The organism is Rhodococcus sp. NPDC003348, from assembly GCF_053589375.1.
The window spans coordinates 1-20,884 of record NZ_JBSFRT010000040.1 but is presented as its reverse complement, the minus strand read 5'-3'; the positions used below and the strand labels follow the sequence as shown (position 1 = coordinate 20,884).

The 20,884-nt window shown below is 70.0% G+C and carries 22 protein-coding genes and 1 riboswitch; of the genes, 7 read left to right on the top strand and 15 right to left on the bottom strand.

The window, feature by feature from the left end; genetic code table 11:
- Positions 1–9: 9 nt before the first annotated feature.
- The 6 genes from ACWDU4_RS22220 to ACWDU4_RS22195 all read right to left on the bottom strand — a co-directional run bounded on the left by ACWDU4_RS22220 (position 10) and on the right by ACWDU4_RS22195 (position 4,294).
- Entirely contained in the window at positions 10–726 is a 717-nt protein-coding gene (locus ACWDU4_RS22220) for a lysophospholipid acyltransferase family protein (RefSeq protein WP_450116093.1), read from the bottom strand.
- A 93-nt stretch (positions 727–819) separates the two neighbouring features.
- Positions 820–1,785, bottom strand: a complete 966-nt coding sequence (locus ACWDU4_RS22215; RefSeq protein ID WP_450116092.1) for an ROK family protein — start codon at positions 1,783–1,785, stop codon at positions 820–822.
- A complete protein-coding gene (locus ACWDU4_RS22210; protein ID WP_450116091.1) occupies positions 1,782–2,186 on the bottom strand; it encodes a hypothetical protein in 405 nt (134 codons plus the stop codon). Before ACWDU4_RS22210 ends, ACWDU4_RS22215 begins: the two co-directional genes overlap by 4 nt.
- Positions 2,183–3,400, bottom strand: coding sequence for an ArsA family ATPase (locus ACWDU4_RS22205; protein WP_450116090.1), 1,218 nt, complete (start codon positions 3,398–3,400; stop codon positions 2,183–2,185). Before ACWDU4_RS22205 ends, ACWDU4_RS22210 begins: the two co-directional genes overlap by 4 nt.
- A 29-nt stretch (positions 3,401–3,429) precedes the next feature.
- Entirely contained in the window at positions 3,430–3,867 is a 438-nt protein-coding gene (locus ACWDU4_RS22200; protein WP_450116089.1) for an SRPBCC family protein, read from the bottom strand.
- 34 nt (positions 3,868–3,901) lie between these two features.
- Positions 3,902–4,294, bottom strand: a complete 393-nt coding sequence (locus ACWDU4_RS22195; protein ID WP_450116088.1) for a polyketide cyclase / dehydrase and lipid transport — start codon at positions 4,292–4,294, stop codon at positions 3,902–3,904.
- Between the two features lie 117 nt (positions 4,295–4,411).
- Here ACWDU4_RS22195 and ACWDU4_RS22190 point away from each other — a divergent pair, with 117 nt between their 5' ends.
- Positions 4,412–6,220, top strand: coding sequence for an AMP-dependent synthetase/ligase (locus tag ACWDU4_RS22190; protein WP_450116087.1), 1,809 nt, complete (start codon positions 4,412–4,414; stop codon positions 6,218–6,220).
- Between the two features lie 68 nt (positions 6,221–6,288).
- Here ACWDU4_RS22190 and ACWDU4_RS22185 read toward each other — a convergent pair whose 3' ends face one another.
- The 5 genes from ACWDU4_RS22185 to ACWDU4_RS22165 all read right to left on the bottom strand — a co-directional run bounded on the left by ACWDU4_RS22185 (position 6,289) and on the right by ACWDU4_RS22165 (position 11,289).
- Positions 6,289–7,413 carry a glycosyltransferase family 4 protein gene (locus tag ACWDU4_RS22185; protein ID WP_450116086.1) on the bottom strand — a complete coding sequence of 375 codons (1,125 nt, stop codon included), beginning with the start codon at positions 7,411–7,413 and terminating at the stop codon, positions 6,289–6,291.
- Positions 7,414–7,502: 89 nt separating this feature from the next.
- The gene (locus ACWDU4_RS22180; RefSeq protein WP_450116125.1) at positions 7,503–8,807 is read right to left on the bottom strand and encodes a hypothetical protein; all 1,305 of its coding nucleotides are present in this window, start codon (positions 8,805–8,807) and stop codon (positions 7,503–7,505) included.
- Between the two features lie 74 nt (positions 8,808–8,881).
- Positions 8,882–9,925, bottom strand: a complete 1,044-nt coding sequence (locus ACWDU4_RS22175) for an NlpC/P60 family protein (RefSeq protein WP_450116085.1) — start codon at positions 9,923–9,925, stop codon at positions 8,882–8,884.
- Between the two features lie 222 nt (positions 9,926–10,147).
- Complete coding sequence (locus ACWDU4_RS22170; protein ID WP_450116084.1) at positions 10,148–10,714, bottom strand: NlpC/P60 family protein; 567 nt, start codon at positions 10,712–10,714, stop codon at positions 10,148–10,150.
- A gap of 12 nt (positions 10,715–10,726) precedes the next feature.
- Positions 10,727–10,891: riboswitch (cyclic di-AMP (ydaO/yuaA leader) on the bottom strand.
- Between the two features lie 128 nt (positions 10,892–11,019).
- Entirely contained in the window at positions 11,020–11,289 is a 270-nt protein-coding gene (locus ACWDU4_RS22165) for a hypothetical protein (protein WP_450116083.1), read from the bottom strand.
- Positions 11,290–11,422: 133 nt separating this feature from the next.
- Between ACWDU4_RS22165 and ACWDU4_RS22160 the strand changes: the two genes are divergently transcribed.
- Together ACWDU4_RS22160 and ACWDU4_RS22155 are read left to right on the top strand one after the other, a co-directional pair.
- A complete protein-coding gene (locus ACWDU4_RS22160; protein ID WP_450116082.1) occupies positions 11,423–13,135 on the top strand; it encodes a DEDD exonuclease domain-containing protein in 1,713 nt (570 codons plus the stop codon).
- A 35-nt stretch (positions 13,136–13,170) separates the two neighbouring features.
- The gene (locus ACWDU4_RS22155; RefSeq protein WP_450116081.1) at positions 13,171–13,446 is read left to right on the top strand and encodes an Lrp/AsnC family transcriptional regulator; all 276 of its coding nucleotides are present in this window, start codon (positions 13,171–13,173) and stop codon (positions 13,444–13,446) included.
- A gap of 75 nt (positions 13,447–13,521) precedes the next feature.
- Here the strand turns inward: ACWDU4_RS22155 and trpD are convergent, their stop codons facing one another.
- Together trpD and ACWDU4_RS22145 are read right to left on the bottom strand one after the other, a co-directional pair.
- Positions 13,522–14,574, bottom strand: coding sequence for an anthranilate phosphoribosyltransferase (gene trpD, locus ACWDU4_RS22150; protein WP_450116080.1), 1,053 nt, complete (start codon positions 14,572–14,574; stop codon positions 13,522–13,524).
- A 107-nt stretch (positions 14,575–14,681) separates the two neighbouring features.
- Positions 14,682–15,131 carry a hypothetical protein gene (locus ACWDU4_RS22145; RefSeq protein ID WP_450116079.1) on the bottom strand — a complete coding sequence of 150 codons (450 nt, stop codon included), beginning with the start codon at positions 15,129–15,131 and terminating at the stop codon, positions 14,682–14,684.
- 126 nt (positions 15,132–15,257) lie between these two features.
- Here ACWDU4_RS22145 and ctaE point away from each other — a divergent pair, with 126 nt between their 5' ends.
- The 4 genes from ctaE (at position 15,258) to qcrB (ending at position 19,581) form a co-directional block, all read left to right on the top strand.
- Positions 15,258–15,869, top strand: coding sequence for an aa3-type cytochrome oxidase subunit III (ctaE, locus tag ACWDU4_RS22140; RefSeq protein WP_450116078.1), 612 nt, complete (start codon positions 15,258–15,260; stop codon positions 15,867–15,869).
- Positions 15,870–15,932: 63 nt separating this feature from the next.
- Positions 15,933–16,784, top strand: a complete 852-nt coding sequence (gene qcrC / locus ACWDU4_RS22135; protein WP_450116077.1) for a cytochrome bc1 complex diheme cytochrome c subunit — start codon at positions 15,933–15,935, stop codon at positions 16,782–16,784.
- Positions 16,781–17,917: a cytochrome bc1 complex Rieske iron-sulfur subunit gene (gene qcrA, locus ACWDU4_RS22130; RefSeq protein WP_450116076.1), complete on the top strand. Its 1,137-nt coding sequence runs from the start codon at positions 16,781–16,783 to the stop codon at positions 17,915–17,917. The genes qcrC and qcrA overlap by 4 nt, the downstream gene beginning before the upstream one ends.
- A complete protein-coding gene (gene qcrB / locus ACWDU4_RS22125; RefSeq protein WP_450116075.1) occupies positions 17,914–19,581 on the top strand; it encodes a cytochrome bc1 complex cytochrome b subunit in 1,668 nt (555 codons plus the stop codon). The genes qcrA and qcrB overlap by 4 nt, the downstream gene beginning before the upstream one ends.
- Positions 19,582–19,680: 99 nt before the next feature.
- Here the strand turns inward: qcrB and ACWDU4_RS22120 are convergent, their stop codons facing one another.
- Both ACWDU4_RS22120 and ACWDU4_RS22115 read right to left on the bottom strand, forming a co-directional pair.
- On the bottom strand, positions 19,681–19,908 hold the full coding sequence (locus ACWDU4_RS22120) for a sigma factor-like helix-turn-helix DNA-binding protein (protein WP_450116074.1): 228 nt from the start codon (positions 19,906–19,908) through the stop codon (positions 19,681–19,683).
- A gap of 221 nt (positions 19,909–20,129) precedes the next feature.
- Entirely contained in the window at positions 20,130–20,750 is a 621-nt protein-coding gene (locus ACWDU4_RS22115; protein ID WP_450116073.1) for a DUF1109 domain-containing protein, read from the bottom strand.
- Between the last annotated feature and the right edge of the window lie 134 nt (positions 20,751–20,884).

Here is a 20,884-nt window from a genome sequence, read left to right as displayed (position 1 = left end):
CGCCCCCGGTCACCCGGCCCGGGTGGCGGGGACCCGGGGGTCCGCGTGGCCGGCGGCCCCGGACTTGAGGCTGGCGGCGTAGACGTCGACGTACTCCTGACCCGACAACTGCATCAGCTTGTACATCACCTCGTCGGTGACGGCCCGTTCCACGAACCGATTGCCGGCCATGCCGCTGAACCGGGAGAAGTCGATCGGTTCCCCGATCCGGATCACGATCTTCGCCGGACGCGGCCAGCGCGAACCGATCGGGTTGAGTTTGTCGGTGCCGATCATCGCGACCGGGATCACCGGGACACCCGCGGCGAGGGCCATCCGGGCCATCCCGGTCTTGCCCTTGTAGAGCCGGCCGTCCGGGGAGCGGGTGCCCTCCGGATAGATGCCGAGCAACTTGCCGTCGCCGAGCACCCGCAGTCCGGCGGCGAGGGCGTCCGCCGCGGCGTCCGCGCCGGTGCGGTCGATCGGCACCTGGCCGACGGCGGTGAAGAACCACTTCTGGAAGCGTCCCTTGAGTCCCGAGCCGGTGAAGTACTCGCTCTTGGCCAGGAAGGTGATCCGCCGCGGCGCGCGCAACGGCAGGTAGAACGAGTCCATGACCGCCTGGTGATTGCTCGCCAGGATGACCGGGCCGTGCACCGGAAGGTTGTGCGCCCCTTCGATTCTGGGACGGCCGAGCGCGAACAGGATCGGCCCGAGAAGGATGTACTTGAAAAGCCAGTACCACATGGCGCCTCCCGACCTCGTGTGCCGTGAACTGTACCGACGTGCCGTGTGCCCGGCCACACGGGAAAGCCGCGTGTGACACTGGTCACGGCATGGCTACCGCAGTGCCGCGCGGGCCAGGTCAGCGGCCCCGACCATCGCGGCCGCCTCGCCGAGCTGGGTCGTCCGGATCCGCGCCAGCGGCCGGTGCCCCGCCCCGGTCAGGGCGCGCGCGTAGTGCTCGCGGGCCTCGTCGAGGAACAGGCCCGCCGAGCTCGCCACGCCCCCGGCGATCACGATCAGCTCGGGATCGAAGACGTCGGCGACCATCGCCAGACCGACGCCGAGCCAGCGGGCGAACTCCGCCATTGTGCGCACCGCGACGCGGTCCCCGTCGCGGGCGGCGCCTGCGATCCGGCGGCCGGTGAGCGATCCCGGATCCCGTGCGACCTCCGCCGCGAGCACGGTGGACCCGGACGGGTCGGCGGCGAGCAACTCGATCGCGGTCTCCACCAGCGCGGTCCCGCTGCAGTACCGTTCCCAGCAGCCGCGCTTGCCGCAGGCACAGGGCCGCCCGCCGGGCACCACCTGCAGATGTCCGAGTTCGGGGGCCACCCCGTGACTGCCCCGGTACAGATGCCCGTCCACCAGCAGGGCCGCGCCGATTCCCGTGCCGACCGCGACCGTGACGACGTTGCCGCCGCCGGTCGCGGCACCGAACCGCCGCTCCGCCCACGCCGCCGCGTTCGCGTCGTGTTCGAGCACCACCGGCAGGCCGAGCCGCCGGCCGAGGTCACGTGCCACCGGCACGTCCACCCACGGCAGGTGCGGCGCGAATCGCACGATCGTCCGGTCCTCCGACACGAAACCCGCAACCGCGAGTCCGATGGCCCTGATCTCGTTGCGGGAGATCAATTCCCGAAGTGTCCGGTCGAGGGCGTCCTCGAGCGCCGACGCAGATCGCGGGGTCGGCGCCTGCGCCGTGTCGAGTACTTCCCCGGCGGCGTCGACGACCGCGGCCCGGATGCTGGTTCCGCCCACGTCGACGCCGATGGTCGGCGCCGCTTCCGGCTCGTTGCTCATGCGGTGGGATTGTCCTCGATCCGCACCTGGATCGGCACGAAGGCGCGGCGCGGCGGCGGGGTCGTGTCGCCGTCGGGTCCGCCCTCCGGGGGCCCGCCGTGTCCGTCGTGCTCGTCGAGCAGCGCCCGCACCAGCGCGAGCAGCGCGGAGAGCTGCGAGGCGACCAGCGTCAGCAGGTCGTGGGACTCGCCGCGCACGAGTGCGACGAGCGCACAGACCGGGCACCAGCCGCACGCGGAGCCACGGTCCTCGCCGCCCTCGTGAGCACCGTCCTCACCACGCTCGGGAGCGACGGCGGCGGCCACGTCCGCGGCACGTTCCAGGAGGGGTTCGAGGCGGTCGAGGGCCGCGTTCGCCAGCGCCCTCAGCTCGGCCATCAGGGCCGCGTGGTCGGCGCTCACTGCGGCCACACCTGAGGGTCGGGCCGGAAGCGGACCACCAGGTCGTCCCCCTCGAGCCCCGCGTCGACCGTGTCGCAGCGCCGCAGGACCGACGCCAACGGCAGCCGCCGCTGCACCCCCGCCGCCCCGATCAGCAGGTCGTCGCCGACCCGGCCGAGGCTCAGCGACGCCGGGTCGACCAGCGGCAGCGGAACCCGCAGCGCGTACACCGAGTCCACCCCCACCCCCGATTCGTGTTCCACCGTCGGTCCGCGCCGCTCCCCCGCGGCACCCGCCGGTTCGAGATCGTCGGCGACGGCGCCGAGAGCGTCCCACCCTACCGGCTCGCCACCCCCGTCGTGGGCGACGAGCACCGGGGTCCCGGAAAGCGCCGCGCGCAGCTGCGCGACGGCGCCCTCCTGGTCGCCCCGACGCCGCGCGTACCAGCGCGCCGACGGCGGCGCATCGTCACCGTCCGGAATCGAATCATCCTGCGGCAGAACACCATTGACCACGACATCGTCCAAGGCAATACCCAGCAGCGCCAACGCGGTGACGGTCCGGCGCGCCTCCGCCGCCGCCACCGACCGTGCGCCGACGACCAGCCGGACTCCGGCCCGCTCCGCATCCGCGAGAAGGGTGCGGACGGGCGCGGTCGAGTCGACCAGCCGATCCACCAGTAGCGCGGCCAGCAGCTGCCACTGCGGTGAACCCGACCCCATCGTCACGCGTACGTGCTGCGGCCAGACCCGCTCCACCCCGTCGGCGACCAGATCCGCGACGGTCAACAGCCGCAGCGCATCCGCCGTTGCCGGGCAGTCGACCACCACCGCGTCCCAGTCGCCGCTCCCGGCGAGCCGGGCGACCTCCGCGAGCCCGACCAGTTCCTGCGCGCCGGGCAGCGAGGTCAGTTCCTCCGGTTCCGGCAGCGACAGCGAGTGGTCGTGCTCCGGGCCGGTGGGCACGAGTCCGGCCGCCGCCGCGAGCCGCCCCTGCAGCACGGCGAGGGTGTCGAGTTCGAGCAACTCCACGCCGCCGGAACGACCGGCGCCCGCGACGTCGCGAATCGCATCCGCCGTTCCGGGCCTGCGGTCGGTCGCGAGCACGTCGGAGAGCGAGTGGGCCTGGTCGAGCGACACGAGCAGCACCCGAGATCCCTTGCGCGCCAGCACGAGTGCGGTTGCCGCCGCCACCGTCGTCTTCCCGACGCCTCCCTTGCCGACGACGAACTGCACCCGAGGGTGCGCGTCGTCCTCCCGCGGTGTCAGCCCTCCACCCTCTTCTTCAGCTCCTTGAGTGCGGTGTCGGTGATCGCCTTCTCGGCCTTGCGTTTGAACAACCCGATCATCGGGATCGTCAGGTCCACGGTCAGCTCGTACGTCACCAGCGTTGCCCCGTCGGCCTGCGGTTCGAGCGTGTACGAGCCGGACTGCGCCTTCTGGATCTCACCCTCGACCAGTTCCCACGACACCGACTGCCCGTCCCCGGACCACTCGAACTCGAGCACGTAGGTGTCCTTGACCATCCCCGCGTCCAGGACGAACCGGACCCGTCGTGCCCGCCCGGACGGACCGGTCTCGAGCACCTCGACGGACTTCGCCGCCGCCACCCACTCCGGGTAGGCGGGGTAGTCCGCGATCACTTCCATCACCTGCCGCGGCGTCGCGGCGATGGTGATCGATCTCTTGGTCTTCTCGGCCATGCGGGAACGTTCCTTTCCTACGGCTGGTCCGGCGTCACCGGGGCAGAGGGGACTCTCCCGCGGGCCGACCGGCCTCGAGCTCGCGCTTCGCCTCGAACGTGACGACCTTGCCTGCGAGCCGGCGGGCATGGTTCATCGCGGCGAGGTCGAGGTTCGCGACGTTCTCCGGCGTCACCCCAGCGGGTTCGGCGTGCAGGAAGTAGTGCACGATCGTGCCGTCGAGCTCGGCCTCGAGCCAGACCTCCATGGTCCCGGTCAGGGCGCCGCCGACGGTCCACCGAATCCCCTTCTCGGCGCGGTCCTCCCGCACCTCGAGGCGGAGGTCGGGCCACCAGCGGCCCCATTTCGACTGCGCCGACAGGCACTCGGCGACCCGTTCGGGTGCCGCGGCGATGAACGTCTGGTCCGCGACCTGAATGCTGCTCACCCCGCAAGCTTCACATATCCGCCGCCATGGACGTGGCGCAGGTCGCATCCAGCAGGGTTTAAAGTGGACCCCGAGTAATACCTACTCGTCAGTATCCACAGGTCTCGGAGGCATCGCGTGCGTGAATTCAGTGTCCCCCTCAACTTCGCCGTCCCGGCCGACGGGTCAGCGGTCGACGCGGTGTACACCCATGCCGCGGCGACGCCGAACCTGGTGCTGTTCAAGCGGCTCACCGGCGGCGTCTGGGCCGACGTGACCGCACGCGAGATCGCCGAGCAGGTCACCGCGGTCGCCAAGGGTCTGATCGCGTCCGGTGTTCAGGCCGGCGACCGGGTCGCACTGATGTCCGGGACCCGATACGAGTGGCCGATCCTCGACTTCGCGATCTGGTCGGCCGGTGGCGTCACCGTGCCGATCTACGAGACCTCCTCCGCCGAACAGGTCCGGTGGATCCTCGAGGACTCCGCCGCGGTCGGGTTGATCGTCGAGACCGACGATCACTCCCGCACCGTCGCCGACGTCACCGGCGACTTCCCCGCCCTGAACACGGTGCTGCAGATCGAGCCCGCCGAGGGCGCGCGCGGAGCGATCGCCACCCTCGTCGAGCGCGGCGCCGGGATTGCCGACGACGACGTCCGGTCCCGCACCGCCGCCCTGAAGGCCGCCGACCCGGCCACCCTGATCTACACCTCCGGAACCACGGGCAGGCCCAAGGGCTGCATGCTCACCCACTCGAACCTGATCGCCGAGTCGCACGCCATCGCGACGTCCGGGTTCGGTGCCCTGCTGCAGCCGGGCCGGCGCAACCTGATGTTCCTGCCGCTCGCCCACGTCCTGGCCCGCGCCGTCAGCCTCGCCGCATTCAACGCGGGCACCACCGTCGGCCACACGTCCGACACCAAGAACATCGTCGCCACGTTCGGTGAGTTCAAGCCGGACTTCATCCTCTCCGTGCCCCGCGTGTTCGAGAAGGTGTTCAACACCGCCCAGCAGAAGGCGCACGGTGAGGGCAAGGGCAAGATCTTCGACATGGCCGCCGAGGTGGCCGTGCAGTGGAGCCAGGCACAGGACACCGGCGGCGCCGGGTTCGTGCTGGGTCTCAAGCACACCGTGTTCGACAAGCTGGTTTACAGCAAGCTCAAGGCCGCGCTTGGCGGCCAGTGCCAGCTCGCGATCTCGGGCGGTGCGCCGCTCGGCGCCCGCCTCGGCCACTTCTTCCGCGGCCTCGGCGTCACGATCTACGAGGGCTACGGCCTGACCGAGACCACCGCCGCGATCACCGTCAACACGCCCGGCAATCAGAAGATCGGCACCGTCGGGAAGCCGTTGGCCGGCAACGCCGTTCGCATCGCCGAAGACGGCGAGATCCTGCTGTCCGGCCCGGTGGTGTTCACCGGCTACTGGCAGAACGAGGCCGCCACCGCGGAGGCCATCGTGGACGGCTGGTTCCACACCGGCGACCTCGGGTCACTCGACACCGAGGGCTACCTGAGCATCACGGGCCGCAAGAAGGAGATCATCGTGACCGCCGGCGGCAAGAACGTCGCCCCGGCCGGTCTCGAGGACTACCTGCGCGCCCACCCGCTGATCAGCCAGGCGCTCGTCGTCGGCGACCAGAAGCCGTTCATCGGTGCCCTGATCACGATCGATCCGGAGGCGTGGCCGGGCTGGCTCGAACGCAACGGCAAGCCCGCCGGGTCCAGCATCACGGACCTGGTCGCCGACATCGACCTGGTCGCGGAGGTGGACGCCGCGATCGCCGAGGCGAACAAGCTCGTCTCGCACGCCGAGTCGATCAAGAAGTACCGCATCCTGCCGCTGGACTTCACCGAGGAGACCGGCGAGCTGACCCCGACGCTCAAGCTCAAGCGCAACGTCATCCACCAGAACCGCGGCGCCGAGATCGAGGCCATCTACAGCAAGTAGCGGCTTCGCCGCCCGTGCGCCTTTCCGGTGGCTCCGGCCATCGGAAAGGCGCACAGGCGCGGCAGCACCTACAGCAGTCCGGAGAGCTTGGCGGCCAGGACATCCCACCTCCACTGCTCGGACACCCACTTGCGGCCGGCGACGCCCATCGCCGCGGCCCGGTCGCGGTCCACGAGCACCGAGATCACCGAATCCGCCACCGCGGACACCGACCGGCCGTTGACGACGTGCCCGGTCTCGCCCTCGCGCACCGTCTCCGGCGCGCCCCCGGAGTTGCCCGCGATCACCGGAACACCTGTCGCCGACGCCTCCAGGTACACGATGCCCAGTCCCTCGACGTCGAGCCCCGCGCCGCGAGTGCGGCACGGCATCGCGAACACGTCGGCGATGGTGTGGTGCGCGGCGAGTTCCGCCGCGGGAACCCCACCGGTGAACACCACGTGCTCCTCCACGCCGACCTTGGCCGCCAGTCGCCGCAACGACTCCTCGTACGGCCCGCCACCGACGATCACCAGCACCGCGCCGTCGATCGATCGCCGGATCCGCGGCAACGCGCGGATCAGCACGTCCTGTCCCTTGCGCGGCACCAGGCGAGACAGGCAGAGGATCGTCGGCCGCTCCCCCAGCCCGTACCGGCAGCGCAGTTCCGCGCGCGCCGCCGGATCCGGCCGGAAGGTCTCGCTGTCCACCCCGGGCGGGACGTGCTCGAGCCCGGCCCGCGGCCCGAACGCCGCGGCGAATCGGCGCCGGGTGTACTTGCTGACGTACGTGATCGCGTCGGTGGTGTCGCCGATCCGGCGCAACGACTGCCGGGCCCCGGGCAGCATCGACCACCCGACCTCGTGTCCGTGAGTGCTCGCCACGATGCGCTCCGCGCCTGCTCGCCGCAGGTGCGGACCGAGCAACGCCAGCGGCGCGGCGGCGCCGAACCACACGCTGTCGCAGCCGTGGCTGCGCACGAGCTTCGCGGCCTTCCGTGCCACCAGCGGCGTCGGCAGCATCAGCGTCGTGGGATGACGGACCACCTCGAACGGCTGCGCGGCATCGAACCTGGTGTGACTGTCGCCGCGCCACCGCGGCGCATAGACGACGAGTTGGTCGGCCGGCAGCGCGGCCGTCAGGGATTGCAGGTAGGACTGGATGCCGCCCGGTCGCGGTGGAAAGTCGTTCGTCACCAACAGGGTTCGGCGCATGCCTCCACCGTATTCGGTGGCCCTCCCTGCGGGCGCCCCGGGTCGGCGACGGATCGCCGGCACCGGGGTCGAGGTTCCGGGCGCCGGGGTCAGGACACCCGTTCGGTGAGCCAGGAGCCCCACTGCGCGACCATCTCCCGCCCGGGCACCCCGAGTACCCGGCCGATCCGTTCGTCGACCACGGTGGCGTCGACAGGCCCGGTCGACAGTTCCCGGTACAGCGCCCGCAGCCGGTCCTCCCCGAACCGGTCCGCGACGAATGCCGCGACCGTCCACGCCGACTCGTAGGCGGCCAGCGCCCGTTCGCCCCCGGCGGCGAAGTCGGCGTCGGAAGGCAGCCTCACCGGCGGTCCGTGCACCGCGACGGCCGCCGACACCGTCGGCGCGGCGGTGCGGACGTCGACACCGCCGCCGGTGTCACTGTTGGGGACCCGGTGGCCGACGTAGTCGGCGAAGCCCTCGAGCACCCACATCGGGGATCCGTCCCGCGTCTCGGCGCGGGTGGCGACGTGTGTGAGTTCGTGACGGAGCACCGACCGGCGCGTGCTCTCGGTGAGACGTTCACCCGCGGTGGGGCTGAAGACGATTCGCTGCCCGGTCACGACGTCCGAGTCCGGGGTCACGGCGTCGGAGACCGCAACCGCGGCGATGTCGGAACCGCTGTGCGCGGCGCCGACCTGCTCGGCGAACTCGTCCTGATCGGCGGTGACGACCACGACCGCCCGCCGCGACCAGTCGGTACCCCACACGTCACCGACGGCGGGTACGGCGGTGACGAGTTCGGCCGCGACCGCGTCCACCCGGTCCTGCTGCCACGGGTGACCGAGCACCACGGAGGTGGCCCCGCCGGTGGTCACCGACCGGGCCACCACCGGACCGAAATCCCAGGGGCCACGCCAGGTTCGCCGGTCGTACTCGGGCAACGGTCGATCGGAGACCAGTTTCCACGTGTCCCCGCGCCGCGCCACCACCAGCGAGACCGGTTTGCGCGTCGGGCCGAGGTCCGCACCCTCGATCGCGTAGCGCAGATAGACCTGCGGAGCCCAGACGTCGGTGGCCTGCAACTGTTCGGCCAGGTCGCTCGGCACCGGCGTTTCCGGGCCGCCGCCGATCTCGTAGCCCCAGTCCGCGAGTGGCACCGCCGCCAGGTTGCCCATCCGCCGCACCTCGGCGGCGAGGAACTCCGGCATCGCTCCGGGGTCGAACAGCTCCGCCAGTGCCGACGCGTCGCCGGCGCGAGTCGCTCCGGCCCATCGGTCGAGCAGGTCCTGGACGCCGGCGCGCCGAGCCTGTTCGAACGGGCTGACCGCGGCGGTGGACGGTGCCCCAGAGCCGGGTTCGGCGGAATTCTGGTGCAGCACCAGGCCCGCGGCGCCCGCGACGACGATCAGCAGGCCGGAGAACGCGAGCGCCTCCCAGGTCCGGATCCGGCGACGCGGCGACCGCGGCGCATCCCCCTGTTCGATGGTCAGTACCGGCGGGCGCCGTAGAACGGGTAGGCGTCGAGCGGTGCCACCTTCACCGGGACGCCGAACGTGGACGCGTGCACGATGTTGCCGTTGCCGGCGTACATGCCCACGTGCGAGGCGTCGGAGTAGTACAGCACCAGGTCGCCGGGCTGCAGGTCCTGCTTGCGAACCGGGGTGCCGCCTGCGGCCTGGGCCTGGCTCGACCTGGGCAGCGACTTGCCGATCTGCTTGTAGGCCCACACCATCAGGCCGGAACAGTCGTAGCCGTCCGGCCCCGTCGCGCCCCAGACGTAGGGCTTGCCGACCTGGGTCAGGGCCGCCTGCAGTGCGCTCGAGTTGGCACCCGGGACCAGGCCCTTGAGCACGATCGCGGGATCGTATCCGGGAGGGAAGGCGGAACCGGCGAGCGTTGCCTTCTCGGCGCTCGTCAAGGCCGCAAACGCCTGGGTGACCTGCCCGATCTGCTCCTGCAGGTCGCTCTGGGTGCGCTGCAGGTCGTCGCTGATCGAGCGGGCGTGCTCGGTCGCCGTCCGCGCGTCGTCGGCGGATCGCCGCGAGGCCTCCTCGGCCGCGACGGCCTCGTCACCGGCCTCCTTGAACTTGCGCACCTGGGCGGCGGTGTCGGTGGAGAGCACGCTGAGCGTGGACATCTGGTCGAGCAACTGCTGCGGCGAGTCGGAGACCATCACCGCGAACAGACGGTTGACCCGTCCGCCCTGGTAGTTGGCGATCGTCAACCGGTCCACGGCCGGCTGGAACTGGGCCATCGTCGCGCGCGCCTCGTCCAGGCGGCGCTGATCCTGCTCGTGCCTGAGCTCCGCATCCCGCTGGACGGAGAGCTTGGAGTCGAGGTCGATCTGCGCGTTGTGCATCGCCTCGGTGGCCTGCTCGGATTTGCGCGAGAGATCGGACAGACGCTCGAGCGCCGCGGTCGGGTTGTCGATGGCGGGATCGGCTGCCGCCGGGCCGATGCCGACGGCGACGAGAGCGACGGACAGGACACCGGTTGCGAGTGCGGTGGATCGCTTCCTCAGTGACGCCACGAACCGGGTGCTCCTGTTCTTACTCGCGGAAAGGTCTCGGCAAGGTTACGGAACGGCATACGACGGTGTCCACCCCGGCCAAATCGTGACATTGCCTCGCGCGGGCGCCGTCCTGCGCAAACGGCGACGGGCCCGGCGATCCGTGCTGGATCGACGAGCCCGTCGGAGTGGCAAGTGCCACACGCACGCCGTGGCCCTTCCCCGGCCACGGCGTGCGGGATGTCAGTAGCGGCGTGCGCCGTCCATCGGCATCGAGGAGATCGGGGCGCGCTTGACCGGAGTACCGGAGGTGGCGGCGTGGATGACCTCGCCGTTGCCGGCGTAGATGCCCGAGTGCGAGCCGCCGTAGAAGGACACCACGTCACCGGGCTGCAGGTTGCCGGTCGACACCGGGGTGCCGGCCGCAGCCTGGTCGTAGCTCGTGCGGGGCAGGTTCAGACCGGCCTGCTTGAAGGCCCACTGCACGAGGCCGGAGCAGTCGAAGGCGTCCGGTCCGGCTGCACCCCAGACGTAGGGGGCGCCGATCTTGCTGGCAGCGGCCTCGACGGCCTTCTGGCCTGCGGTGAGGACCGGAGCGGGAACGAGGGCCGGGGCGCCGGGCGCCGCCGGGAGCTGCGGGAGGCCGGGGATCTCGATGGTCTGCGCCGGAACGCCCGGGATGTCGAAGGTGCCGACGCCGGGGACCGTGACGGGCTCGGCCAGTGCGGGCGCCGCGGTGGCCGTGATCGCGCCGACGGTGAAGATGCCGGCGACGGCGACGCGCCGCGCCTTGGAGCTCAGTGTTGCCACGAAAGGAGGTGCCTTTCTTCCATTCCTCCGCCGACCGAGTTAGCTGACGGGTTCGGGCTGGGAAGATCAGCCCTACCCGACGGCACGCGGTGTGCGCTCCGACGGGATTCACCCCAGTGGAAACGTGGGTTCCCGGCACGATTCCCTTGCGGGACATCGTTTAGGCGGTACCTCGCGATGCTGCGCCGGTGTGGCGCTGCAAGACTCCGCAAGGTCTCAACGAGATTACGAAGCGCACCCGGCAATGTCGACCCGAACGAGACCGACAACCGGTCAAATCGGGCAATTTCGACACTGGACGACCGTCAGGCAACGCCCGGATCACGAAGCGATAACGACCGACTGGTCTGTGCCGGATCGACGGCGGGCACCAAGCGCAGTCGGGGCACCAGCCCCGCGTCGGCGAGCGCCGCCATCGCCGCTCGTTCATCCTGCTCAATACTCATGCGGGCCACCACACCGGACCGCGCGGTCTGCGTCGAGTCCTCGGGCGCCGGGTAGCCGAGGAGCACGGTCACCACACAGTCGCCACAGGCGATGTCCCGAACCGCACACCGGCTGCAATCCACGATCATTGTGACCCTCGTCTCACTCGCGCCGAACCGGCGTGTCATCCGGCCTCTCCGACGGAAGCTAGCGAGTCGCTCCGACAGGTTGGTGGGGACAGGCCGGCCGGGGCTGTCGGCACCCCCGCCTAGCCTGTGCCCCGTGAGTTCCCGCGACGCCACCGCACGCCAGCTGACGTTCGACGAGCTGGACACCCCGCTGCGGGACACCACGTTCGTCGTCGTCGACCTCGAGACCACCGGCAGCAACTCCGGCGACGACGCCATCACCGAGATCGGCGCGGTGAAGGTCCGGGGCGGCGAGGTGATCGGCGAACTCGGCACACTCGTCGACCCGGGCCGCACCATTCCTCCTTTCATCGCGCAGCTCACCGGAATCACCACGGCGATGCTCGTCGACGCACCACGGATCGAACAGGTACTGCCCAGTTTCCTCGAGTTCGCCCGCGGCGCCGTCCTGGTCGCCCACAACGCCCCGTTCGACATCGGATTCCTGAAGGCCGCGGTGTCGCGACACGACCTCGCCTGGCCGCCGTTCCAGGTGCTGTGCACGGTCAAGCTCGCCCGCCGGGTGCTGTCCAGGGAGGAGGCGCCGTCGGTGAAGCTGTCCGCCCTGGCGGACCTGTTCCAGGTCAGCACCCGGCCCACGCACCGCGCGCTGGACGATGCCCGCGCCACCGTCGACGTGCTGCACGCCCTGATCGAACGGGTCGGCAATCTCGGGGTGCACAGCTACCCGGAGCTGGTCGACTACCTGCCCAACGTCTCGGCGGCCCAACGCGGCAAACGGGGCCTGGCCGCGCACCTGCCCCGGACCCCGGGCGTCTACCTGTTCCGCGGCCCGTCGGACGAGGTCCTCTACGTCGGCACGGCGGTAAATCTGCAGCGTCGGGTCCGCGGCTACTTCACCGGGTCCGAGACCCGCGCCCGAATGAAGGAGATGGTGGCGCTCGCCACCCGGGTGGACCACGTCGAGTGTGCACACGGACTCGAGGCCGGAGTGCGCGAACTGCGACTGCTCGCCGCGCACGCACCCCCGTACAACCGGCGCTCGAAGTTCCCCAAGCGCGCGTGGTGGATCACCCTGACCGACGAACCGTTCCCCCGGCTGTCGATCACCCGCCGCGCCGGCGTCGACGCCCTCGGCCCGTTCACCAGTCGCACCGACGCGACCGAGGTCGCCGCGACCATCACCGAGTCCTGTCGACTTCGCAGCTGCACCAAGAAGATTCGCCGCGACCAGGTCCACGGCCCGGACTGTCCGGACGAGGCGGTCGGCGGCTGCCCCGCCGGGAACACCCCGCAGGATTCGGAGCAGTACGGCGCCGCCGTCGAAGTCGTGCGTGCCCTGATTCGCGGTACCGACGACGACCCGCTGCACCGACTGCGCACCCGGATCGGCGAGCTGGCGACGACAGAACTGTTCGAGAGCGCGGCCCGGCTGCGTGACCGCACCGCCGCGCTGGGCATCGCACTGCGCCGCGGTCAGCGGCTGGCCGCTGTCGCCGCGGTCGACGAACTGATCGCGGCGCGGCCCCGCGACGGCGGCGGGTGGGAATTCGCGGTCATCAGGGCGGGCCGTCTCGCCTCGGCCGGGGTGGCCCCGCGCGGGGTGCCGCCGATGCCGGTCGTCGACGCGTTGGCGCTGTCGGCCGAGACCGTGCTGGCCGAACCGTCACCGCTGCGCGGCGCCACCGCCGGTGAGGTCGGGCTGATCGCGAGCTGGCTCGACTCCCCCGGCATCCGGATCGTGCGCACCAGCCACGGGTACGGGGAGCCCGCTCGCGGCGCGGGAGCCTGGCAGCAGTGGTGCGCGCTGGCCCGCGGGGCGGGCTCCCCGGCATCCGGGTCCTAGTCTGATCAGGCCCACCCCATGTAATAAGGAGCGAGATGATCAACGCCATCGTCCTCATCCACGCCGAGGCGAACCGGATCCCCGAGACCGCTCAGGCCGTTGCCGACATCGCCGGTGTCTCCGAGGTGTACTCGTGCGCGGGCGACGTCGATCTGATCGCGATCGTCAAGGTCCGTGACCACGAGCAGATCGCCGACGTCGTCACCGGCGCGATCAACAAGGTCGCCGGAGTGCTGCGCACCACGACCCACATCGCGTTCCGCTCCTACGCGAGCGCCGACGTCGAGGCCGCCTTCTCCATCGGCGAGTGAACGACGACGGGGACCCTCGCCCGGTCCGTCCGGGCGAGGGTCCCCGTCATCCCTCCAGCTGTTTCGTGGGCGGCCTCAACCGGCCAGGCGTGCGCTCACCGCGACCCAGCGGTCCAGCAGTGCCGCGGCGGCTCCGTTGTCGATGACGTCGACGGCACGCTGCATGCCGGCACGCAGTGCGTCGTTCAGGTCGCCGCCCAGTCCGGAGTAGGCGGCGATCGCGCCGCCGGCGTTGAGCACCACGGCGTCGTGCACGGCGCCGCGCTCACCGGCAAGCACCGCCCGCGCGATCACCGCGTTCGCCTCGGCGTCCCCGCCGCGCAGGGCGTCGAGGGGAACCCGCTCCACCCCGAGCTCGGTGGGATCGATCCGGTCCTCGCGGACCGTCCCGCCGTCGACGACGAAGACGGTGCTGGTTGTCGAGGTGGTGATCTCGTCGAGTCCGTCGTCGCCTCGAACCACCAGCGCGGTCACGCCCCGACCGGCGAGCACGTCGGCGACCACCGGCTGCAGGTCCGCGAACGCGCACCCGATCAGTCCCGCCCGGGGCCGGGCCGGGTTCGTCAGTGGCCCGAGCACGTTGAACACGGTCGGGATACCGATCTCCTTTCGCGGCCCGGACGTGAACCGGAACGCGGGATGGAAGGTCGGGGCGAAGCAGAACCCGATCCCGACCTCCCGCACGCACTGCGCGACCGCGTCCGGGTCCAGGTTGATCCGCACCCCGAGCGCCTCGAGGACATCGGCGCCGCCGCTCTTGGACGACGCGGCCCGGTTGCCGTGCTTGACCACCCTCACACCGGCCGCCGCGACCACCACCGACGCCATCGTGGAGATGTTGACGGTGTGCTGCCGGTCGCCGCCGGTGCCGACGATGTCGACCGCGTCGGTGTTGCCCGCGGCGGGGTCGCCGAGGTCGAGGGTGCGCGCGTGCGCGAGCATCGCGTCGGCGATCCCGGTCACCTCGGACGGGGTGGTCCCCTTCATCTTCAGAGCGACACCGAACGCGGCGATCTGGGCGGAGGTGGCGTTGTCCGACATGATCTCGCTCATCGCCCACGAGGCGGTGGCCGCGTCCAGATCCCGTCCGTCCGTCAGAGCGCCGAGCACCTCGGGCCACGTCCCCATTCCAACCGCCTCTTCGTCGTCGCTGTGATCCGGATGAAGCTTAGTCAGTGCACGGTTCCGTACCCGTGGCGGTTCCGCAGCTTCCCGACGGGCCCTGCGACCGGATGTCAGTCGGTGCCACCGGAAGGCTGAAGGGCGTCCCACCCCACGGCCGTGCCTCCCGCCCTCTGCGCCAGTCCCGCCATCCGCGACTTCTCCTGGGCGCAGTGCAGCGCGTCGAGGACCTGGGTGCGCACGAGAGTGACGGACACGAGTGCATCGTCGGTCGACACCTCCGGTGGGTGCGGGGGCGTCTGCGAGACGGTGTAGCCGTCCTGGGCCGCCAGCTCCGCGGCCCGCTGGACACCCTCGGCCGGCAGCCTCAGGTGGTGTCGCAGAACCACCTCCTCCTCCGCCGCCCACGCCGGCGCCGTCGCGGCCCCGCGGTCGAGCGCGGTGCTGCACGCCTCGGCGTCGTCGAAGCTCGACGCGACCACCACGAGGTCGGTTCGGTCACGGTCGAGCGGTGCGGTTCGTCGTCGTCCGAAAAGGGTGTGCCACCAACGTGCCCGAGTCATGAACCCACCCTCCCACGAGCCTCGACCTGCACAATCGCGGGCTCGGGCATACTGGAAACCGCCCACGACGCGCCCATGTCGGACCCGGGTGGTCCTCGCGTACGACAACGCGTCATACTTCCTTCTGTGACGAGCGCAGTAGGGACCCAAGGATCCGCAATCACCCAGCGCGTGCACTCGCTGAACCGGCCGAACATGGTCAGCGTCGGCACCATTGTCTGGCTGTCCAGCGAGTTGATGTTCTTCGCTGGTTTGTTCGCGATGTATTTCGTCGCGCGCGCGCAGGCGAACGGCAACTGGCCGCCGGAGCCCACGGAGTTGAACCTGGCACTCGCCGTGCCGGTCACCGCGGTGCTCGTGGCGTCGTCGTTCACCTGCCAGATGGGCGTTTTCGCCGCCGAACGAGGCGACGTCTTCGGCCTGCGCCGGTGGTACATCCTCACCCTGGCGATGGGCACCTTCTTCGTGCTCGGCCAGGCGTACGAGTACATCCATCTGGTGGAGCACGGCACGACCCTGTCGAGCAGCGCCTACGGATCGGTCTTCTACATGACGACCGGTTTCCACGGCCTGCACGTCATCGGCGGTCTCGTCGCCTTCGTCTTCCTGATCGTGCGAACCAAGGTCAGCAAGTTCACCCCCGCGCAGGCAACTGCCGCAATCGTTGTCTCGTACTACTGGCACTTCGTCGACATCGTGTGGATCGGCCTGTTCGCCACCATCTATTTCATCCGTTAGAAGCTGAACGCAGTACCCAGCCCAAGTCCGTTCAGTCCGTCCCGCGAGACCAAAGGGATACAGATGAGTTCATCCCCCCCTTCAGCAGCCGCCGACAGCGCGACTGCCACGACAGCCCGTCGTCAGCGCAAGTTCCGTCGCCGTGTCACCGGCGCCCTGATCCTGATGATGGGACTCGTCGGCGCCGGCTTCCTCGCCGCGGCGCTCACCCCGACTCCGCAGGTCGCGACCGCGTCCGACGACCAGTCGGCGCTGATCCGCGAGGGCAAGCAGTTGTACGACACCTCGTGTGTCACCTGCCACGGAGCCAACCTGCAGGGTGTGCAGGACCGTGGTCCCAGCCTGATCGGTGTCGGTGAGGCCGCCGTGTACTTCCAGGTCTCCTCCGGCCGTATGCCCGCGGCCCGCAACGAGGCCCAGGCGGAGCGCAAGGCGCCGAAGTTCGACGCCGCCCAGACCGACGCCCTCGGTGCGTACATCCAGGCCAATGGCGGCGGCCCGACCGTCGTGCGGGACGAGAACGGCGAAATCGCGACCACCTCGCTGCGCGGCAACGACGTCGCCCGCGGCAGCGAGCTGTTCCGCCTGAACTGCGCCTCGTGCCACAACTTCACCGGCCGCGGCGGCGCACTGTCGTCCGGCAAGTTCGCGCCCACGCTCGACCCGGCGAACGAGCAGCAGATCTACCAGGCGATGGTTACCGGCCCGCAGAACATGCCCAAGTTCTCCGATCGCCAGCTGAGCCCGGACGAGAAGCGCGACATCATCGCGTTCATCAAGTCCGCGAGTGAGACCAAGAACCCCGGCGGCTACGGCCTCGGCGGCTTCGGTCCCGCGTCGGAGGGCATGGCCATGTGGGCCATCGGAATTGTTGCCATTGTCGGCGCAGCACTGTGGATCGGAGCAAGGTCATGAGCGACGCCGGTCACGGCGATACGCCGAAGAACTACACCCAGGAGGAGCTCGACGCGATGAGTCGCGACGAACTCGTCACGCTGGGCACCAACCTCGACGGGGTCGATGTCGCGTTCCGTCGTGAGCGCTGGCCGGTCGAGGGCACCAAGGCGGAGAAGCGCGCCGAGCGCGCCGTCGCCTACTGGTTCGCGCTCGCCGGTATCTCCGCGATCGCGTTCATCGCGATCTACCTCTTCTGGCCCTGGGAGTACAAGGGCATGGGCGAAGAGGGCTACGGCATGTACAGCCTGTACACCCCGCTGATCGGCCTGACCATGGGTCTGGCCATCCTCGGTCTCGGTGTCGGTGCGGTGCTGTTCACCAAGAAGTTCGTGCCGGAAGAGGTCTCGATCCAGGACCGCCACGACGGCGGCTCGCAGGAGGTCGACCGCAAGACGATCGTCGCCGAGCTCGGCGACTCGCTGGAGACCTCGACCATCGGTCGCCGCAAGATGATCAAGCGCAGCCTCGGCTTCGGTGCCGGCGCGCTCGGCATCATGGCGATCATGCCGCTCGGTGGCCTGATCAAGAACCCGTGGGCCAAGGGCGACAAGTCCGACCTGTGGACCTCGGGCTGGACCCCGCAGTTCCCCGGCGAGACGATCTACCTGCGCCGCAACACCGGCCGTCCCGGTGACATCGTCCTGGTCCGCCCTGAGGACATGGACGCCGGCGCGATGGAGACGGTGTTCCCGTTCCGCGAGTCGGAGCGTGGTGACGAGAAGGCGCTCGCGCACGCCCTCAAGCGTGCTGACAACCCGGTCATGCTGCTCCGCCTGCGCACCGAGGACAGCGACCGCGCCGTCCGCCGCAAGGGCCAGGAGAGCTTCAACTTCGGCGACTACTGGGCCTACTCGAAGCTGTGCACCCACCTGGGCTGCCCGACCTCGCTGTACGAGCAGCAGACCAACCGGATCCTGTGCCCGTGCCACCAGTCGCAGTTCGACGCCCTGCACTTCGGTAAGCCGATCTTCGGTCCCGCCGCTCGCGCCCTCCCCCAGTTGCCGATTACAGTCAACGAAGAGGGCTTCCTCGTCGCCAACGGTGACTTCGTCGAGGCCCTCGGCCCCGGATTTTGGGAGCGTCGTTCATGACAACCATCACTGGCGGCCCGTCGAAGGCCGCAGCGCACGCCGCGAAGGCGGGCGAGAACCTGGACTCGCGGTACCACCTCGCGGCCGGCATGCGCAAGCAGATCAACAAGGTCTTCCCGACGCACTGGTCCTTCATGCTCGGCGAGATCGCGCTGTACAGCTTCATCATTCTTCTGATCTCGGGTGTGTACCTCACCCTGTTCTTCGACCCGTCGATGGCAGAGGTCGTCTACAACGGCGCCTACCAGCCGCTGCGCGGTGTCGAGATGTCGCGAGCCTACGCAACCACCCTGGACATCTCGTTCGAGGTCCGCGGCGGCCTGTTCGTCCGGCAGATCCACCACTGGGCAGCACTGATGTTCGCGGCGTCGATCATCATCCACCTGCTGCGCATCTTCTTCACCGGCGCGTTCCGTCGCCCGCGTGAGGCGAACTGGGTGATCGGCAGCCTGCTGCTCATCCTGGCGATGTTCGAGGGCTTCTTCGGCTACTCCCTCCCCGACGACCTGCTGTCCGGCACCGGCCTCCGCGCCGCCCTGTCCGGCATCACTCTGTCGGTCCCGATCGTGGGCAGCTGGCTGCAGTTCCTGATCTTCGACGGCGACTTCCCGGGCACGCTGATCATCCCGCGCCTGTACGTCGCGCACGTCCTCCTGGTGCCGGGCATCATCCTGGCCCTGATCGGCGCGCACCTCGCGCTGGTCTGGTACCAGAAGCACACGCAGTTCCCCGGCACCGGCCGCACCGAGACCAACGTCGTCGGCGTCCGCATCCTCCCGGTGTTCGCCCTCAAGGGTGGCGCGTTCTTCGCGTTCACCTTCGGCATCCTCGCCCTCATGGGTGGCGTCCTGCAGATCAACCCGATCTGGAACATCGGCCCGTACAACCCGTCGCAGGTGTCCGCAGGCAGCCAGCCCGACATCTACATGATGTGGACGGACGGCCTGGCCCGACTGTGGCCGGCGTGGGAGATCTACCCGTTCGGCCGCTACACGGTTCCCGCGGTGTTCGCCGTCGCGGTGATCATGGGCCTGGTGTTCGCGGTGCTGATCGCCTACCCGTGGATCGAGAAGAAGTTCACCAAGGACGATGCGCACCACAACCTGCTGCAGCGTCCGCGTGACGTGCCGGTCCGCACCGGTATCGGTGTCATGGCCGTCACCTTCTACGCGATCCTCACGATCATGTGCATCAACGACATCATCGCGTTCAAGTTCGACATCTCCCTGAACGCGATGACGTGGATCGGCCGTATCGGCATGGTGCTGCTGCCCCCGATCGCCTACTTCGTCACCTACCGGTTCTGCCTGGGTCTGCAGCGCAGCGACCGCGCGGTGCTCGAGCACGGCATCGAGACCGGCGTCATCAAGCGCCTGCCGCACGGCGAGTACGTCGAGGTTCACCAGCCGCTCGGCCCGGTGGACGATCACGGACACCCGATCCCGCTGGAGTACCAGGGCGCGGCGATCCCGAAGAAGATGAACAAGCTCGGTGCCGCCGGCAAGCCCGGCTCCGGAAGCCTGCTGTTCGCCGACCCGGCCGACGAGGCCACGGCGCTCGTCGCCGCGGATCACGAGAAGGAGCACGAGCAGCTCGCGATCCTCAAGGCGTACCAGGACAAGGTGCACGGCCTCCCCTCCTCCGAGGACGACGCCAAGCACTGATTCCGGTCAGCGCAGTCAACGGGGAAGGCCCCGAACCCATTCCGGGTTCGGGGCCTTCCCCATTTCTGCGTCGCACGGTGTCTCCTCGGCCGCGGCGCATCACGGATGTGGCGGCCCGCCCGCGTCCGGAGCTCCCGGCGTCACCAGTTGCCTGCGCAGCGCGTTGAGCGCCTCGTGCTGGGTAAGGAGCACCGCGGTCGGACTGCTCCCGAGGATCTCCGCCGTGCGCTGAACCGAAAGTCCTCGGATCAGGCGAAGGTGCAACACCCCACGCTGGCGCTCGGGGAGCTCGGCGATCATCGTGCGGGCCGGTCCGCTTGTCGTCACCAGACGATGATGTCGAACACTACGTCCCGACCGGAAGGGACCGATGTCCCGCACCACTGGGACAACGAGGCCCGTCCCGGGTAGGGCCGGAGCGTTCGAGAGTCAGCCGCGGGCACGAAACGCCCGCGTGCACGCGCCGCCGGCGTGCCGGCGTCTTCGCGATTCTTGCCGCCATCCTTTCCACCGCTCCCCCACACCGCCACCCGCCGACCTCAGGTGGGTCAGTCCCGCCACACGGCGGTGTAGCTGTACCAGCCGCCCCCGAGGTCGGTGGCCGTGAAGTCGTCGTAGCCCGCCGGCGCACCCGCGGGCGAGTACACCCACCCCGACGACACCGAGAGGAAGGTGCCGTCGTCGTCGACGAAGTAGACCGCACCGTCGCGGTCCCGGAACACCCGGGAGATCTCGACACCGCCGAGGCGGACGTCCTCGGCGGTGAAGTCCGGGTCGTCGGGCATCGCGGCCACGTAGGCGTCGAACCGTGCTCGGGCCGAGTCGAAGTCGGCCACCGGCAGCAACCACGCGATCACGGCGCCGACGGCGACCACCGCAGGAGCGGCGGCGATCCACCACGACCACCTGTGATCCCGACCGACGAGGTAGAGGGTCTTGATCGCCCACACCAGGCCCGTCACGAGCAGTACCAGGACCGTGACACCACCGAAGAACAAGCGGTCCGCGACGGTGAGGTTCCGGGTACCGGGCCACCAGTCCGCGAACAGGAACACTAGTACGGCGACCGCGACCACCGTGACGGCCAGGACGATCGGGCCGGGTGGTTTCGCAGGCCGAGCGTCCTCGTCCGCGTCCGCACCCGGCCGCACGGACGGCGTCCGTGTCATGGCGCTCCCCCATCGCCTACGGACATGCGCATCGGACGGGACATCCCGCCCGACATGCCCGGTTCGTGAACGTTTCGCCAGAGTATGACAGAGACACCGAAACGCGGAGGGCGCCACACCCGAACGGGTGTGGC